Source organism: Sphingobium fuliginis (assembly GCF_015074805.1).
Taxonomy (GTDB): Bacteria; Pseudomonadota; Alphaproteobacteria; order Sphingomonadales; family Sphingomonadaceae; genus Sphingobium; species Sphingobium fuliginis.
Genome location: NZ_CP060035.1, coordinates 2,512,904 through 2,528,240 on the forward strand (window position 1 = coordinate 2,512,904; position 15,337 = coordinate 2,528,240).

The window sequence follows — 15,337 nt, forward strand, 5'->3', positions numbered from 1 at the left end:
ACCCGTCGAGCCTAAATGCGGGTGATCATTTGACAATGTGCGCGATTCTGCATGATTCGGCAAGATGACCACCCGGCGAAATCCTTAAAAAACCGTGAAAAATGGGCGGTGTAGCGGTCCCGCAATGGGACTGGGAAGAATATGGCGCAGGGATGCCATCCATTTTGGGTGACATCGGCCTGGCACGAGGATGCTGCCGGGGCGCTGTTTGGTTGAGTCGGAAGTGAAGAGGTCTGGAAAGCAGACAGGCCGCTTTTTCTCACCCGTTCGCCCTGAGCCTGTCGAAAGGCTTCGCTTCCTTGGAACTGTGGCCTCGGGAAAAGGCCAGGCGTCGGACGGGCCCGGCGCGAACGGTTCCTTTTTGGCCTGCTCCGGAACGGATTCCGAACGACTGCATCGGATCGGCGGCTCCAGAGCGCGCTGCGTTAAATCCGGCGCAGGTCGCGCGCTCCAGCTTTCTGCTGTCGCATTCTTTCAGGCAGAAAGCCGGTTCCCATTCGTCGACAGGCTCAGGACCGGCTTTTCCGCACGATGTTCAGGACCAATCCTGGCCCTACACCCGCAGGACGCAGGCGCCCCAGGTGAAGCCGCCGCCCATGGCCTCCAGCACCAGCAGGTCGCCGGACTGGATGCGCCCGTCGCGCATGGCGAGGTCCAGGGCCAGGGGAACCGATGCGGCGGAGGTGTTCGCATGGCGATCCACCGTCATCACCACCTTTTCCGGCGCGAGCTTCAGCTTGCGCGCGGTCGCATCGAGGATGCGGGCATTGGCCTGGTGCGGGACCAGCCAGTCGATGTCCGCCGCGGTCATGTCGGCAGCAGCCATCACTTCGGTCAGCACCGAGGCCAGGTTGGTGACGGCGTGGCGGAAGACTTCCTGTCCCTTCATCCGCAGCTTGCCGACCGTCTGCGTGGTGGAGGGGCCGCCGTCGACATAGAGAAGCTGGTTGTGGCGGCCGTCGGCATGGAGCTTCGAGGCGAGGATGCCGCGCTTGCCGTCAGCGCTTTCCTCGGCGCCCAGCACGACCGCGCCCGCGCCGTCGCCGAAGAGGACGCAGGTGGTGCGGTCTTCCCAGTCGAGGATGCGGCTGAAGGTTTCCGAACCGATCACGATGGCGTTCCGCGCCGCGCCCGAGCAGATCATGCTGTCGGCCACGGTGATGGCGTAGAGGAAGCCGGAACAGACCGCCGCCACGTCGAAGGCGACGCAATCGTTGATGCCAAGCGCGGCCTGGACGATGGTGGCGGTGGCTGGGAAGGTCTGGTCGGGGGTGGCGGTGGCCAGCACGATCAGGTCGATGTCCTGCGCGGACAGGCTGGCGGCTTCCAGCGCCGCCCTGGCCGCATCGGTGGCGAGCGTCGCTGTGGTTTCACCCTCTCCCGCGATGTAGCGGGTGCGGATGCCGGTGCGCTCGACGATCCATTCGTCGCTCGTGTCCACGGTCTGCGCCAATTCGGCATTGGTGACGGAGCGGACCGGCAGGGCAGAGCCCGTGCCCAGGAGAACGGATCGGCGGATCACTTTGCGGGCAGCTCCATCCTGGATGCGGGGGCGGTCAACCCCTCGATCCCGTGCATGTCGGCGGCGATGCGCCGGGTGATGTCTTCCTCCAGCAGCCGGGCGGCGACATGGACGGCATTGGCGACGCCCTTGTCGTTTGCGCTGCCATGGCTTTTCACGACCACGCCATTGAGGCCGAGGAAAACGGCGCCATTATGATTGTTGGGGTCGAGATGATGGCGCAGCAGGTGCATCGCGGGCTTGGAGATCAGGAAGCCGAGCTTGGAACGGATCGAGCTGGTGAAGGCGGTGCGCAGCAGGTCGGTGACGAAGCGGGCCGTGCCCTCCGCCGTCTTCAATGCGACATTGCCGGAAAAGCCGTCCGACACGATGACGTCGACATCGCCGCGGCCGATCTTGTCGCCCTCCGTAAAGCCTTCGAAGGACAGCGGCAGGCTGGTCGCGGCGCGCAGGATCGCGGCGGCGTCGCGGATTTCCTCCGTCCCCTTCATTTCTTCCGTGCCGATGTTCATCAGGCGGACGCGGGGCCGCTCCAGATCGAGCGCGATGCGGGCATAGGCGGCGCCCATCACCGCGAACTGGACAAGGTTGCGGGCGTCGCATTCGGTGTTGGCGCCCAGGTCCAGCATGACCACGTCATTGTCGCCCAGGGTCGGCAGCATGGCGGCCAGCGCGGGCCGGTCGACGCCCTTCATGGTGCGCAGGGCGAGCTTCGCCATCGCCATCAGCGCGCCGGTATTGCCGGAGGAGACCGCAGCGCCGCAATCGCCCGCCTTCACCGCCGCGATGGCCATGCTCATCGAGCTGGTCTTCTTGCGGATGGCAACGCTGGGCTTGTCGCCTGAAGCCACCACATCGGGTGCGTGGACGATTTCCGACGCGGCGCGCAGATTGGGGTGGTTGTCGAGCGCGGACTTGATCCGCGCCTCGTCCCCGAAAAGGGTGAAGCGCAACCCTTCGTGACGGCGACGGGCGAGCGCAACGCCCGCCATCATCACGCGTACGCCTTCATCCCCGCCCATCGCGTCGATTGCGATTCGCGGTTGGCTGGACAAGTTAACGCACCCTTTTCAGGAGAAATGCTTGAGCGTCAGGCCCCGACGGCGACGACTTCACGGCCGTTATAGTGGCCGCAGGCGTCGCAGAGATTGTGCGGGCGCTTCAGTTCGCCGCAATTCGAGCATTCCTGATAGGCCTCGACACGCAGCGAGTCATGGCTGCGGCGCATGCCGCGGCGGGACGGGGACGTTTTCCTCTTGGGGACAGCCATGTCGGCACCTTATTCCATAAATTGATCTGTTAGTGCGACTGGCCGTATCCGATGGATGACGACGCCAACGGCGCCGCAGACCCATGCGGCCCGGATGATCGCGAAGCCCTGCGCCTATAGCGTTTTTTGGCCCGTGCGCAAGTCCTTCTTGCCCCGCCATGCCGCTGCCCTATTCTGGGGGCGTCGCCATGAAAGGAGGGGAAATCCGATGTTGCTGCCGATCACGCTGACGCTGGCCGCCGCCTGCGCGCTGCTCAACATGTGGCTGGGGATTCGATGCGCGCGAATCCGGATTTCGGATCATGTGCTGCACGGCGACGGTGGTAGCGCGCTGTTGGCCAAGCGGATGCGCGCGCATGCCAATTTCATCGAATATGTGCCGGTGACGCTGATTCTCTTCGGGCTGGTGGAACTGGCGGTCGGGGCGTCGATCTGGCTCTGGGGCGCGGCGCTGGCGCTGGTGCTGGCGCGAATCGCCCATGGCTTCGGGATGGATGCGGAGAAGCCGACCGTCTGGCGCGGTGCAGGAGCGCTGCTGACCTGGGCGGTGATGGTCGGCATGGCGGTGGCGGCGCTCACTGTCGCCTATGGCGCGACGCGGGAGGTGCCGGCGCCGCCCGCCATGGCGATGGTTCGATAGGATCAGGCGAGGACGGCATCCCCCACGAAGGGATTGGTGCGGCGTTCATGGGCGAAGTTGCTCATCGGGCCGTGGCCGGGGACGAAGGCCGTGTCGCCGCCCAACGGCCAGAGCTTGCCGGTGATCGCATCGACCAACTGCTGATGATTGCCCATGGGGAAGTCGGTGCGGCCGATCGACCCCTGGAACAGCACGTCCCCGACGATGGCGAGCTTGCTGGGCGCATGGTGGAAGACGACATGGCCGGGCGTGTGGCCGGGGCAGTGATAGACGTCGAGCGTGAGGTCGCCGACCGTGACCTGATCGCCGTCCTCCAGCCAGCGGTCGGGTTCGAAGCTTTCGCCGTCGATGCCGTATCGGGCGCCGTCCTCGCCCAGCCGGTCGATCCAGAAGCGGTCGGCTTCATGCGGTCCCTCGATCGGAACGCCCAGATCGCGGGCGAGGATGCCCGCCTGGCCGCAATGGTCGATATGACCGTGGGTGACGAGGATCTTCTCTATGGTGACGCCATGCTGCTCGGCCGCCCTTTTCAGAATGGGCAGGTCCGCGCCCGGATCGACGAAGGCGCCGCGATGGGTCGCCGTGCACCAGAAGAGCGTGCAATTCTGCTGGAGCGGCGTGACGGGGATCAGGGCGGCTTTGAGGGGCGGAGTCGTCATGGCGCTGATGTGGCGAAGCTGCGCGCCGGGTGCAAGGCCTTGGGGAGCAGCGAGGGGCATTCGAGGGGGCTGGGGCGGCTTGCTGCTTTTCCGCTTTCCCTGATGCACAAGCTGCTCCCGCGAAGGCAGGAGCACGGCGCGCCTGATGGCTCAACCGGCCAAGGTTCCTAGCCCATTTCCTCCGTCGCGAAGGGTTCCGCCAGGCTGATGCTGTCGAGCACCTTGGCGGTTTCGTCGCGCACGCGGAGCATCACCCGGTGCAGGCGGCATTCCGATTCGGGCAGGCAGTTGGTGCAGGTCTCATGCGCGAAGCGGCTGGCGCAGGGGGTGAGCGCGAGCGAGCCGCGCGTCAGCCGGACGATGTCGCCATAGCTGATGTCGACCGGGGCCAGCGCCAGCCAATAGCCGCCATCCCGCCCACGCTGCGTCGCGACCAACCCTTCGCGCGCCAGTTCCGACAGGATCACCGTCAGGAATTTGGACGGGATATTCTGGCGCGTGGCGATCTCGTTCAGGGGCACCGGGCCTTGCCGGTAGCGGTCTGCGAGATGCTGGAGGGCGCGGATGGCGTAACGGGTCTTCTGCGAAAGCATAGGGCTGTTATTCGCTCCCGCCGGAGATTTGACAAGACATCAGGGCGCGGGATTCAGCGCCTGCCGCGCCTGTTTCGGAAAATCGCTGAACATCGCGTCGACGCCCGTGCCGGCGACCGCCCGGACATAGCCGGCAAAGTCCCCCCTGCCCTGCGGATCGTCCGGGCGCTGGAAGGCGGCGGGCAGGAAACCGTTTTCCATGCGCAGCGTCCAGACATGGACCTGCAATCCGGCCTGATGGGCGCGGTCGACAAGACCCGTCGCCCCGTCGGGGGCGAGCACCATGGCGGTCGCAGGGCCGATGCCGTCCGCATAGTCAGCGATCTGTTGCAGCCCCTGGGTCGTCATCATGTCGGCATAGGTCGTGCCGGGTTCATCGGCCGGTCCGCCCTCGCCGTCCACCAGCTGGATCAGGCGCAGGCGGGTCGCCGCGCGCAGGGCCTTGAGGTTGCCGACCTCGAAGGACTGGATGAAGACCGGATCGGCCTCCGTCTGATAGCCATATCGGCTGAGCAGCGCGAGCAAGGGCGGCTGATGCGGCAGGCCGATGCCCGCGAAATAGCCGGGATGCTTGGTTTCGGGATAGAGGCCGATGCGGCGGCCAAGCTCCGCCTCCTTGGCGCGGACCAGCTTCAATATCTCCTCGAAGGTCGGAATGAGGTACAGGTCGTTGAAGCGGCTGTTGGCGGGGCGAAGCTGCGGCAGCCGTTCGCGGGCGCGCAGCGTGCGCAGTTCCGCGAGCGTGAAATCCTCCGTGAACCAGCCGGAGACGGGCTGGCCGTCGATGGTCTTGCTGGTTCTGCGGGTAGCGAATTCGGGATGATCCGCGACATCGGTGGTGCCGCCAATCTCATTTTCGTGCCGGGCGACGAGGACGCCGTCGCGGGTCAGCACCAGGTCCGGCTCGATATAGTCGGCGCCCTGGTCGATCGCGCGCTCATAGGCGGCGAGCGTATGTTCGGGCCGCTCCCCGCTGGCGCCGCGATGGGCGATGATGAAGGGTTCGGCCATCGCGGGCGCCGCCATCAACAGGGTGAGGAGGAGGATGGCGGCCCGATACATGCCCGGCCGGAGCATCCTCCCCACGGTCATGCCTTCACGCCCTCCAGAGCGTCCTCATAGGTGGTCGCCTTGAAGCCGACGATGGTGCGGTCGCCCAGGTCCAGGATCGGGCGCTTGATCATCGAAGGGTTGCTCATCATCAGCAGAATAGCCTTTTCCGAGTCGATATGCGCCTTGTCGCCCGCGTCCAGCGCCTTGAAGGTGGTGCCGGAACGGTTGAGGATGGTTTCCCACCCATGTTCCATCACCCATTCCTCCAGCTTCGCCTTGTCGACGCCCGACACCTTATAGTCGTGGAAGCTGTAGGCCTTGCCGCTATTGTCGAGGAAATTGCGCGCCTTCTTGATCGTGTCGCAATTCTTGATGCCGTACATGGTCAGCATGGCTGTTATCCCTTGAACGCGGTGACTTCGATCTCGATCTTCATCTCCGGCTTGATGAGGCCGGTGACGATGCAGCTCGCGGCGGGGCGGATGTCGCCGAAGACCGGTGCGGTCGCCTCCCCCAGCACATCCCAATAGGCCGGGTCCGTGATGTAATAGGTGACGCGCACCACGTCCGCGAAGGAGAAGCCCGCCTCCTCCAGCGCCCGGCCGATGACCTTCAGCGCGTTCCTGCCCTGATCGACGACGGATTCGGGCATGGCCCTGGTTTCGGGATCGGTGCCGGTGGTGCCGGCGACGAAGCACCAGTCGCCCTGGACGACGGCGCGCGAATAGCCGACCTGCGCCTCGAAGGGCGAGCCGGAGGAAATAAGCTGGCGGGGCATGGAAGTTCCTTGTGCAGAACGAAGCGAAAAGGATCGCCGCGGCTCTTGCCCCGTTCGCGGGATGCTGTCCAGCGCCTTTTGCCCGGCGGGAACGGCGCGGGCCGCCGGCCGTTGGAGCGGAAAGGAGACAGAGCATGAACCGACCCGACAACAGTCCCTTTCCCGACACGGGCGAGGAGAATGACGAACAGGCCGAAGCGGGTTCGCAGGCGCAGGACGTGGCCGACGAGGCGCGGGTGCGGTCGACGGACCTGGCCGAAGACAGCGAGCGCGGCGGGCGGCCCAACCCGGCGCAGATCCTACCCGACGACACGCCCGATCTGGTGGAGAAGATGGAGGAGATGAACCGATCCGGCCGGATCGACAATGACGCCTTCGCCGGCGAACCGCAGATGGACGATGAGGAGGATATATTGGGGCCGACCGAGGACGAGGAATAAGGTCCGGCCCGCCGGCCTGCTATCCGGCTAAGCCGCGTTCTGATCCAGCGACAGGTTGATCATCCCCCGCGCCATATGGCCGAGCGCATCGGCCATGGCGGCGGCGAGTTGCGGGTCGATGCCCGGTTGCGCCTTTATGGCGCGGGTCATGGCGGCGGACCATCGATCCGCCAGCGCCGAGGTGATCGGGAAGGCGCGGTGCAGCGACATGATGCACTGGCCGCGTTCGAACCAGTCGCGCGGGCCGCCGGACCATCCCGCCAGAAAGCGGGTGAGACCATGGCGCACGGCGCTGAGGTCGGCCGCATGGATGGCGCGCAGATCGGCATAGGCGGGGTCCCGGTCGATCAGGTCGTAGAAACGGTTGGCGATGGCGGCGACGGTCGCTTCGCCGCCGATGCGGGCATAGGGGGTGGTCATGGAGCCTCCTGCGGATGGGCACAGCGTGGCGGCTTGCGGGCGGCGATCATTGATCAGGGTCAAATCGGACGCTTTTGGCGCGAGACGGCAGGAGCGGCTTTCGTTATGGCCCCGTCATGAGCCGAGGGTCGAGGAAGAAGCGCAGCGAAACGGTCTGGTTGGCGGAGGCGCGTCGGGCTGGGCGCGGGCGCCTGCAACCCAGGAAGTCCCGTGGGCCCTCCATCGCCGTCCTGGTGATCGGCGGGGTGCTGATCGGCGCGGCGCTGGGCTGGTTCGGGCCGGACCTGGCGCAGCGCTTCCAGAGGAGTGGGCGGGAGGCCGCCTTTCCCGTCGCAGGGGACAGCCTGTCGGCGCAATTCGGCTTCTGCCATGTCGGCGGGGGCGTCAATTGCGTGGTCGACGGAGACACCTTCTGGTTCCATGGCGAGAAGGTGCGGGTGATGGACATCGACGCGCCGGAAACGCACGGGCCGCGCTGTGCCGAGGAAGCCGCTCTGGGAGCGCGGGCGACGCAGCGATTGCAGCAGTTGATGAATGCCGGCCCTTTCTCGCTGGAGAGCGGGGATCGGGAGACGGACCGCTATGGGCGGGCGCTGCGGGTGGTGACGCGCGGCGGGCAGTCGATCGGCGAGATGCTGGTGAGCGAAGGGCTGGCGCGGGAATGGGACGGGGCGCGGCACCCATGGTGTTGATGGCCCGCTATTGATGGCCCGGTGTTAAGCGGGTCGGGAGGGGAGGGCCTTCGCCCTCCCCCTACCGCTTAGCGGCAGCTCAGATTGCCGCGGTCGATCTCCCGGCCCAGCAGCGCGCCCGCGCCTGCGCCGATGAGGATGCCCGCCGTGTTCGAATAGCCGCGGTCGAGCTGGCCGCCGAGCAGGCCGCCCAGCGCCGCGCCGACGATCAGACCGGTGGTGCCGTCCGAACGGCGGCAATAATAGCGGTCGTCATAGCCGCGATAGATGCGGGTGGAGCGGGTGACGCGGATCGGCTCGTAACCGCCGCGATAATAGCGGTCAGGCCGATAGTAGCGGCCATAGCGCGGGTCCGGCCGGTTCCAGTCATAGCTGTAGATCACGCCGCCGGGACGGCGCCAGCCTTCGTGACGGCCATTGTCGTGGCGGCCGCCATGCTTCCAGTCGTCGCGGCCATGGCCCTTGCCATGTCCGGCCCAGGGCGGCGGATCGGCGGCGGCAGGGGCGGCGCTCAGCGTCACGGCGCCAAGCGACAGGGCGGCGAAAGCGGTTTTCAGGGTGGATTTCATCTCTGGCTCCCTTGGTCGACTTTTCGATGGGAGCACAACAAACCAAAGCAGATAAACGTTGCATGAACGGAACAAAACAGGGCGTTCATGCGGGGGTCAGCTTGCCGGCCGGCGGGGACGGCCGGCAAGCATTGCCTTGGACCGAAAGGCGGCACCGTGGGAGCGGTGCCGCCTTTTCGCCTGTCATGATTATTCCGCCGCGATCCCGGCGGCCTTGAACATATCTGGATCGCCCGCTTCATCCGCATTGGCGGCGGTGCCGCCCTTGAGCTTGGAGCGGCGGTCGAACGCATCCCACACGTCGTTCCACTGGCCGCGGGTGGCCGCCTTTGAATATTCCGTGGCGCGGGTTTCGAAGAAATTGGCGTGCTCCACGCCGTTCAGCAGCGGGGTCAGCCAGGGGAGCGGGTGCTCGTCGATCATGTAGATGGGCTTCAGGCCCAATTGCCCCAGGCGCCAGTCGGCGATGTAGCGGACATATTTCTTGATGTCCTTGGGCGTCATGCCGGGCACCGGGCCCATTTCGAAGACGAGGTCGACGAAGGCGTCCTCGATGCGGACGGTCTTCTGGCACATGTCCATGATGTCGTCCTTGACCGCCGGGGTCAGGCAGTCGCGTTCCTTCACGAAGGCGTGGAACAGGCGGACGATGCCCTCGCAGTGTAGCGTCTCGTCGCGGACCGACCAGCTCACGATCTGGCCCATGCCCTTCATCTTGTTGAAGCGCGGGAAGTTCATCAGCATCGCGAAGCTGGCGAAAAGCTGCAACCCCTCGGTGAAGCCGCCGAACATGGCCAGCGTCTTGGCGATGTCCTCGTCCGTGTCGACGCCGAACTGCTGGAGATAGTCGTGTTTGTCCTTCATCTCCTTATACTGCATGAAGGCGCTATATTCGCTTTCCGGCATGCCGATGGTGTCGAGCAGGTGCGAATAGGCGGCGATGTGGACCGTTTCCATGTTGCTGAAGGCGGTCAGCATCATCTTGATTTCGGTCGGCTTGAACACGCGGCCGTATTTTTCGTGGTAGCAGTCCTGCACCTCCACGTCCGCCTGGGTGAAGAAGCGGAAGATCTGCGTCAGCAGGTTGCGTTCATGGTCGCTGAGCTTCTGCGCCCAATCGCGGCAATCCTCGCCCAGGGGCACTTCCTCCGGCAGCCAGTGGAGCTGCTGCTGGCGCTTCCAGAACTCATAGGCCCAGGGATATTCGAAGGGCTTGTAGACCTTGCTGGCTTGAAGAAGGGGCATGGGTTTTTACTCCGCGAAACTTATACCAGACCCTCTCCCCTTGTGGGAGAGGGAGGGGCCCATCGCGTCAGCGATGGGAGGGTGAGGGGTGAAGGCGGCGATGGTTGCCAGCACGCCTTCCAGATTCTGCATCACGTCATGGTTCCAGAAGCGGATCACGCGATAGCCTTCCCGTTCGAGGAAGGCCGTGCGGGGCGCATCTGCCGATTCTTCATGTTGGCCGCCATCCAGTTCGACGACCAGGCGGGCGGCATGAGAGGCGAAGTCCGCGAAATAGGGGCCGATGGGAACCTGGCGGCGGAACTTCGCTGCGGACAGCTTTTGGCGGAGCTGCTTCCAGAGCAGCTTCTCAGCATCCGTGGCGTTGCGGCGCAGTTCTCTCGCACGGGCGATCGTCGGGTTTGGGGCCTTACCCCTCACCTTCCCACGCGGCTTTGCCGCGCGGGCCCCTTCCTCTCCCACAAGGGGAGAGGAAATTATCGGGTCACTGGCAGGCGAGGCACTCGTCATAGTCGGTGGTCTCGCCGATTTCGAATTTGGGGGCGTCGATGGTGTTGTCCGCTTCCACCCCGCCCGCGAAGCCGGCGCGCTGGACCGATTTCGAGCGGAGATAATAGAGCGACTTGATGCCCAGCTCCCACGCCCGGTAGTGGAGCATCAGCAGGTCCCATTTCTCCACATCGGCCGGGATGAACAGGTTCAGCGACTGCGCCTGGTCGATATAGGGCGTGCGGTCGGCGGCCAGTTCGAGCAGCCAGCGCTGGTCGATCTCGAAGCTGGTCTTGAACACATCCTTTTCCTCCTGGGTCAGGAAGTCGAGATGCTGGACGCTGCCGCCCTTTTCCAGGATCGAATTCCAGACAGCCGTCGAGTCCTTCGCCTTTTCGACCAGCAGCTTTTCGAGATAGGGGTTCTTGACCGCGAAGCTGCCCGACAGCGTCTTGTGGGTGTAGATGTTCGCCGGGATCGGTTCGATGCAGGCCGACGCGCCGCCGCAGATGATGCTGATCGACGCGGTGGGCGCGATCGCCATCTTGCAGGAGAAGCGCTCCATCACGCCCATGTCGGCGGCGTCCGGGCACGGGCCGCGCTCGACCGCGAGCTGCATCGAGGCTTCGTTCACCTTCTCGTTGATGTGCTTGAAGATGCGCAGGTTCCAGCTTTTCGCCATCGCGCCTTCGAAGGGAAGTCCCCGGGCCTGGAGGAAGGAGTGGAACCCCATCACCCCCAGGCCCACCGACCGTTCACGGCTCGCACTATATTTCGCCCGCGCCATTTCCGGCGGCGCGCGGTCGATATAGTCCTGCAGCACATTGTCGAGGAAGCGCATGACATCCTCGACAAACTGCCTGTCGTCCTTCCACTCATCCCAGGTTTCGAGATTGAGGGAGGAAAGACAGCAGACGGCCGTGCGGTCATTGCCGATATGGTCGCGACCCGTCGGCAAAGTGATTTCGGAGCAGAGGTTGGAGGTCGACACCTTGAGGCCGAGATCGCGGTGATGCTTGGGCATCGTGCGGTTCACGGTGTCGTTGAAGACGATATAGGGTTCGCCGGTGGCGAGGCGGACCTCCACCAGTTTCTGGAACAGGGCGCGGGCGTTGACGCTGCCGCGCACCGACTGGTCCTTCGGGCTGCGCAGGGCGAAGTCCTTGCCGTCGCGCACCGCCTCCATGAACTCGTCGGTCAGCAGGACGCCATGGTGCAGGTTCAGCGCCTTGCGGTTGAAGTCGCCCGACGTCTTGCGGATTTCCAGGAATTCCTCGATCTCCGGATGGGAGATGTCGAGATAGCAGGCAGCCGAGCCGCGGCGCAGGCTGCCCTGGCTGATCGCGAGGGTCAGCGAGTCCATCACGCGGACGAAGGGGATGATGCCGCTGGTCTTGCCGTTGAGGCCCACCGGCTCCCCGATGCCGCGCACATTGCCCCAATAGGTGCCGATGCCGCCGCCCCGGCTGGCGAGCCAGACATTCTCGTTCCAGGTGTTGACGATGCCTTCCAGGCTGTCGTCGACGCTGTTCAGATAGCAGCTGATGGGCAGGCCGCGTCCGGTGCCGCCGTTCGACAGGACGGGCGTCGCGGGCATGAACCAGAGGCGCGAGATATAGTCGTAGACGCGCTGGGCATGGTCGGCGTCGTCGGCATAGGCGGCGGCGACGCGGGCGAACAGGTCCTGATAGCTCTCGCCGGGCAGCAGATAGCGGTCCTGCAGCGTGTCCTTGCCGAAATCGGTCAGCAGCGCGTCGCGGCTGGCGTCGGTCACGACATGGAAACGGCGTTCCAGCACGGTTGACGAGCCCGGCGTGGGATCGGCCTTGGGGGCCGGCGCCTGGTCCGAAGGAGCGGGAGCCTTCTTCTTGTCCGCCACGGTTTCGACCACTTCGTCAATCACGGTTGCCACGTCGCTTGCACTCACCTGTTCGCTGTCTCGAAAATCCATGACCAGCTCCCCGAATGTTCCTGTTTCGTTCGATTCGGTCAAGCCGCTGCCGGCCGGGCCGAACGAATGTAGCATTATCGACCCGGTCAGGCACGGAGATGGGGCCAGCAGACGCGATCGCAAGGGCAAAAACAGCCTTCCTCCGGGAACCGGCCCGGTTGGTGCGATCACAATCTGTTGGGTAACCCCCGTTAACCCGATACAAGGGATAGTGCCACAGCTTCATTTCCTTTCAAGGGGGTAAATGACAGTTCGGGAACTCGGTTCATCGACGCGGAGACTCATTTCATCGACGGTCCGGCACGGCGCAGCGCAGCGACGCACGGACTTTCCTTGGCTTTGCAAAAGGCAAGAGGGACAATTTGGCGCGGAAAATAAATTTGGCTTGCCACGCAATTCCCCGGGCCGGGCGATTCCGCGCTTGGCGCTTCGTGACGGATGGATGACAAGACAGGGGAACGGAATGGCGCGAACCCATGGCCGACGAGAGGAGCCGACATGATTCTCTATTACCACCCCCTCTCCTCCTGCAGCTGGAAGGTGCTGATCGCCCTTTACGAGAACGGCACGGCTTTCGAAGCGCGCATGCTGGACGATCCGGCCGTGGCGGAGGCGTGGCTGACGCTGTGGCCGCTGGGGAAGTTCCCCGTGCTGCGGGACGAGGCGCGGGACAGGACGGTCGCGGAAACCAGCATCATCGTCGAATATCTGGGACGGCATCATCCCGGACCCTTCCGGCCGATACCCGAGGATGCCGACGCGGCGCTGGAGGTGCGGCTGATGGACCGGCTGTTCGACCTCTATGTGATGACGCCGATGCAGGCGATCGTCGCGGACAAGATCCGGCCCGAGGGCGTGGCCCGCGATTCCCATGGCGTGGGGGAGGCGCGGCGAATGCTGGGCAAGGCCTATGCGTTGCTGGAGGCGCGGATGGCGGGGCGGCGCTGGGCGGCGGGCGACGATTTCACCTTGGCCGATTGCGCGGCGGCCCCGGCGCTGTTCTATGCCGACAAGATCGAGCCGATGCGCGGGGGTTTTCCGGGGCTGCGCGCCTATCTGGAACGGTTGGAGGCGCGGGAAAGCTTTGCCCGGGTGCTGCGGGAGAAGCAGCCCTGGTGGTCCATGTTTCCCTTTGCGGATTAGGCCTTAGGGGATCGGGCAGCGCTTCCGAATCGCCTCAGGCCCGGCTCGGGGCCGTCTCGCGCGGCACGGCACGGTCCCGGCGACGGCGCCACCAGCCCAATATCGCCTCGCCAGCGGGCCGTTCGACCAGCCGGTTGATCAGCGTGCCCAGCGCCAGCGCCACGGCGAACGCCGCCGCAAATCCCGCCCAGGGGCTATATCCCGCCTCCGCCATCTTGAGCATCACGACGAAACCGACATGCTGGTGGATGAGGTAGAAGGAATAGCTGATACCGCCCATCCAGACGAGCGGACGAAGGCTGAGGAAGTGCAGCCGCCCGGCGGTCAGCGCTGCGAAGGCGGCGAGCAGCAGGAGGCCGGCCAGCATGATGTCCGGGCTGTCGATCGTCGCGATCGACAGCAGCGCAAGCGCGGCATAGGGCGCCTGTTGCAGCCAGCTCCGCTGCCCTGCCCAGACGCGATAGGACAATATGCCGATGATGAAGAAGGGCACGTAGCGCAGCACCAGCAGCATCACGATCCGCTCCGGCATGCCCGGCCACAGCGCATAGAGCCAGCGCAGGGCCAGCCAGGCGAGCAGTACGGGTTCCAGCCGCCTGAGGCCCGTCCACTTCCAGATCGACAGCATGCAGACATAGAAGGCGATCTCTACCGTCAGCGTCCAATAGGCGCCGTCGACCTCCGGCAGGAAGGCGAAGCCCTGCAGCATGGTGACATTGGCCAGGATCGCCCCCGGCCCGATCAGCAGTTGCGAGACATGGGCCAGATATTCGATGCCCAGCGTCAGCAGCATGGCGACCAGATAGGCGGGATAGAGCCGGGCGAAGCGGTTGATCAGGAAATCGGCGGTGGTGCGGATGCGATCGAGCGTGAAGAAGATCGCGAAGCCGGAGATGGCGAAGAACAGCAGCACCCGGTAATTGCCGCCCAGAAAGCGGAAGGGCACATGGGCCGCCTGGGGGAACAGCTCATGGAAGCGCGTCGAATAGTGGAAGACGAGCACGCACAGCGCGCCCAGCCCCCGCAAGGCGTCCAATTCCGTCAGGCGGCGGGTGGAAGGGCGCGGCCCCGTCATGAGTCCGCCATAGCAACAGAACAGCAATCATACCGTTAATATCGTGGTTAACGCGCAGCCCGGCGGCATTTCCGGAAAAAAAAGCGGCGGTGGCGCGACGAGGCCCGTTGCGCGCCCCGTCGGCCTATCGGCTGGCATGGCATTGCGCGTCAGCGGCGCAACCTGCGTGGAAAGCTATTGCCCGCCTACTTCCGCGGCGCGTTTCAGCCCCTGCAACTGTTCGGCCAGCACCCTGTCGACGATCGGAGCGATGCCCGCGGCACCGGCGCGGAGATAGCCGCCGACGACATAGCTCATCCCGACACGCGCGCCCTCGCCGTCGGGCGCAATGTCGAAGGTGAGCGTGCCGGTCACCGCCTCCGCCTGCAAAGGCCCCAGCGCTCCGGACAGGCGCAACTGCCTGTCGGGCTGCGCCTGGATCACGCGGCCATGTTCGACGCTGCCCGGCCTGCCGTCCTTCCCCGGCACCTTCTCGCAAAAGCAGCCGCCGGCTACGGGATCAAGGCTGAGATTGGCGGCGTCGCCGCTATATGTATGCTGCCCGTTCCACCAGCGCCCCGGCTGGCCCAACAGCCGATAGACGGTGGCCGCGTCGGCGGAGATGTGGACGCTGTTCTCCACGGCGAAGCCATGATCGCTGCTGCCGGTGACGGCAGAATGGGCCGGCGCAGCCATCGCCACGCCAGCCCATATCCATATCCGCTGCTTTCCCATCGCGCCTTCCCTTCCCTGATCAGAAGGGTAGCCTAATGCCGATTGCCGCATTTGCCGAGCGGCCGAATGCGGCAATCCGGCGCG

General features: G+C 65.2%; 19 protein-coding genes. 4 read left to right on the top strand and 15 right to left on the bottom strand.

From position 1 onward, the window contains the following. Positions 1 to 553 precede the first annotated feature (553 nt). The 3 genes from H5V43_RS12080 to rpmF all read right to left on the bottom strand — a co-directional run bounded on the left by H5V43_RS12080 (position 554) and on the right by rpmF (position 2,792). Complete coding sequence (locus H5V43_RS12080) at positions 554 to 1,522, bottom strand: beta-ketoacyl-ACP synthase III (protein ID WP_025547316.1); 969 nt, start codon at positions 1,520 to 1,522, stop codon at positions 554 to 556. Then, positions 1,519 to 2,544 carry a phosphate acyltransferase PlsX gene (gene plsX / locus H5V43_RS12085; protein ID WP_037481578.1) on the bottom strand — a complete coding sequence of 342 codons (1,026 nt, stop codon included), beginning with the start codon at positions 2,542 to 2,544 and terminating at the stop codon, positions 1,519 to 1,521. Before plsX ends, H5V43_RS12080 begins: the two co-directional genes overlap by 4 nt. Positions 2,545 to 2,612: 68 nt before the next feature. After that, positions 2,613 to 2,792: a 50S ribosomal protein L32 gene (gene rpmF / locus H5V43_RS12090; RefSeq protein WP_013848214.1), complete on the bottom strand. Its 180-nt coding sequence runs from the start codon at positions 2,790 to 2,792 to the stop codon at positions 2,613 to 2,615. A gap of 208 nt (positions 2,793 to 3,000) precedes the next feature. Between rpmF and H5V43_RS12095 the strand changes: the two genes are divergently transcribed. Further along, entirely contained in the window at positions 3,001 to 3,432 is a 432-nt protein-coding gene (locus tag H5V43_RS12095; protein ID WP_025547313.1) for an MAPEG family protein, read from the top strand. 2 nt (positions 3,433 to 3,434) lie between these two features. Here the strand turns inward: H5V43_RS12095 and H5V43_RS12100 are convergent, their stop codons facing one another. The 5 genes from H5V43_RS12100 to H5V43_RS12120 all read right to left on the bottom strand — a co-directional run bounded on the left by H5V43_RS12100 (position 3,435) and on the right by H5V43_RS12120 (position 6,515). Continuing rightward, on the bottom strand, positions 3,435 to 4,091 hold the full coding sequence (locus H5V43_RS12100; RefSeq protein ID WP_025547311.1) for an MBL fold metallo-hydrolase: 657 nt from the start codon (positions 4,089 to 4,091) through the stop codon (positions 3,435 to 3,437). A gap of 167 nt (positions 4,092 to 4,258) precedes the next feature. Then, complete coding sequence (locus tag H5V43_RS12105) at positions 4,259 to 4,684, bottom strand: RrF2 family transcriptional regulator (protein ID WP_013848211.1); 426 nt, start codon at positions 4,682 to 4,684, stop codon at positions 4,259 to 4,261. Positions 4,685 to 4,723: 39 nt separating this feature from the next. Next, positions 4,724 to 5,761: a glycerophosphodiester phosphodiesterase gene (locus H5V43_RS12110; protein ID WP_373886346.1), complete on the bottom strand. Its 1,038-nt coding sequence runs from the start codon at positions 5,759 to 5,761 to the stop codon at positions 4,724 to 4,726. Between the two features lie 11 nt (positions 5,762 to 5,772). After that, a complete protein-coding gene (locus tag H5V43_RS12115) occupies positions 5,773 to 6,129 on the bottom strand; it encodes an ArsC family reductase (RefSeq protein ID WP_025547306.1) in 357 nt (118 codons plus the stop codon). A 5-nt stretch (positions 6,130 to 6,134) separates the two neighbouring features. Continuing rightward, positions 6,135 to 6,515 (bottom strand): RidA family protein, encoded by a 381-nt coding sequence (locus tag H5V43_RS12120; protein ID WP_025547304.1) that lies wholly within the window; start codon positions 6,513 to 6,515, stop codon positions 6,135 to 6,137. Between the two features lie 134 nt (positions 6,516 to 6,649). Here H5V43_RS12120 and H5V43_RS12125 point away from each other — a divergent pair, with 134 nt between their 5' ends. Beyond that, positions 6,650 to 6,955: a hypothetical protein gene (locus tag H5V43_RS12125; RefSeq protein WP_025547303.1), complete on the top strand. Its 306-nt coding sequence runs from the start codon at positions 6,650 to 6,652 to the stop codon at positions 6,953 to 6,955. A 27-nt stretch (positions 6,956 to 6,982) separates the two neighbouring features. Here H5V43_RS12125 and H5V43_RS12130 read toward each other — a convergent pair whose 3' ends face one another. Further along, positions 6,983 to 7,375, bottom strand: a complete 393-nt coding sequence (locus tag H5V43_RS12130; protein WP_025547301.1) for a globin domain-containing protein — start codon at positions 7,373 to 7,375, stop codon at positions 6,983 to 6,985. Positions 7,376 to 7,491: 116 nt separating this feature from the next. On the opposite strand from H5V43_RS12130, the gene H5V43_RS12135 reads away from it, so the two are divergent. Next, a complete protein-coding gene (locus tag H5V43_RS12135; protein WP_025547300.1) occupies positions 7,492 to 8,067 on the top strand; it encodes a thermonuclease family protein in 576 nt (191 codons plus the stop codon). Positions 8,068 to 8,135: 68 nt separating this feature from the next. Here H5V43_RS12135 and H5V43_RS12140 read toward each other — a convergent pair whose 3' ends face one another. From H5V43_RS12140 to H5V43_RS12155, 4 genes are all read right to left on the bottom strand, one after another. Beyond that, positions 8,136 to 8,636, bottom strand: coding sequence for a glycine zipper 2TM domain-containing protein (locus H5V43_RS12140; protein WP_025547299.1), 501 nt, complete (start codon positions 8,634 to 8,636; stop codon positions 8,136 to 8,138). A gap of 189 nt (positions 8,637 to 8,825) precedes the next feature. Then, positions 8,826 to 9,881, bottom strand: coding sequence for a ribonucleotide-diphosphate reductase subunit beta (locus H5V43_RS12145; protein ID WP_025547297.1), 1,056 nt, complete (start codon positions 9,879 to 9,881; stop codon positions 8,826 to 8,828). Positions 9,882 to 9,887: 6 nt separating this feature from the next. After that, on the bottom strand, positions 9,888 to 10,343 hold the full coding sequence (locus tag H5V43_RS12150; protein WP_025547296.1) for an endonuclease domain-containing protein: 456 nt from the start codon (positions 10,341 to 10,343) through the stop codon (positions 9,888 to 9,890). Positions 10,344 to 10,365: 22 nt separating this feature from the next. After that, positions 10,366 to 12,321, bottom strand: a complete 1,956-nt coding sequence (locus H5V43_RS12155) for a ribonucleoside-diphosphate reductase subunit alpha (protein WP_025547294.1) — start codon at positions 12,319 to 12,321, stop codon at positions 10,366 to 10,368. Positions 12,322 to 12,819: 498 nt separating this feature from the next. Between H5V43_RS12155 and H5V43_RS12160 the strand changes: the two genes are divergently transcribed. Continuing rightward, a complete protein-coding gene (locus H5V43_RS12160) occupies positions 12,820 to 13,464 on the top strand; it encodes a glutathione S-transferase family protein (RefSeq protein WP_025547292.1) in 645 nt (214 codons plus the stop codon). Positions 13,465 to 13,498: 34 nt separating this feature from the next. On the opposite strand, the gene H5V43_RS12165 is transcribed toward H5V43_RS12160, so the two are convergent. Together H5V43_RS12165 and H5V43_RS12170 are read right to left on the bottom strand one after the other, a co-directional pair. Further along, positions 13,499 to 14,539, bottom strand: a complete 1,041-nt coding sequence (locus H5V43_RS12165; RefSeq protein ID WP_025547291.1) for an acyltransferase family protein — start codon at positions 14,537 to 14,539, stop codon at positions 13,499 to 13,501. 174 nt (positions 14,540 to 14,713) lie between these two features. Then, positions 14,714 to 15,253, bottom strand: coding sequence for an SRPBCC family protein (locus tag H5V43_RS12170; RefSeq protein ID WP_025547290.1), 540 nt, complete (start codon positions 15,251 to 15,253; stop codon positions 14,714 to 14,716). Positions 15,254 to 15,337 lie beyond the last annotated feature (84 nt).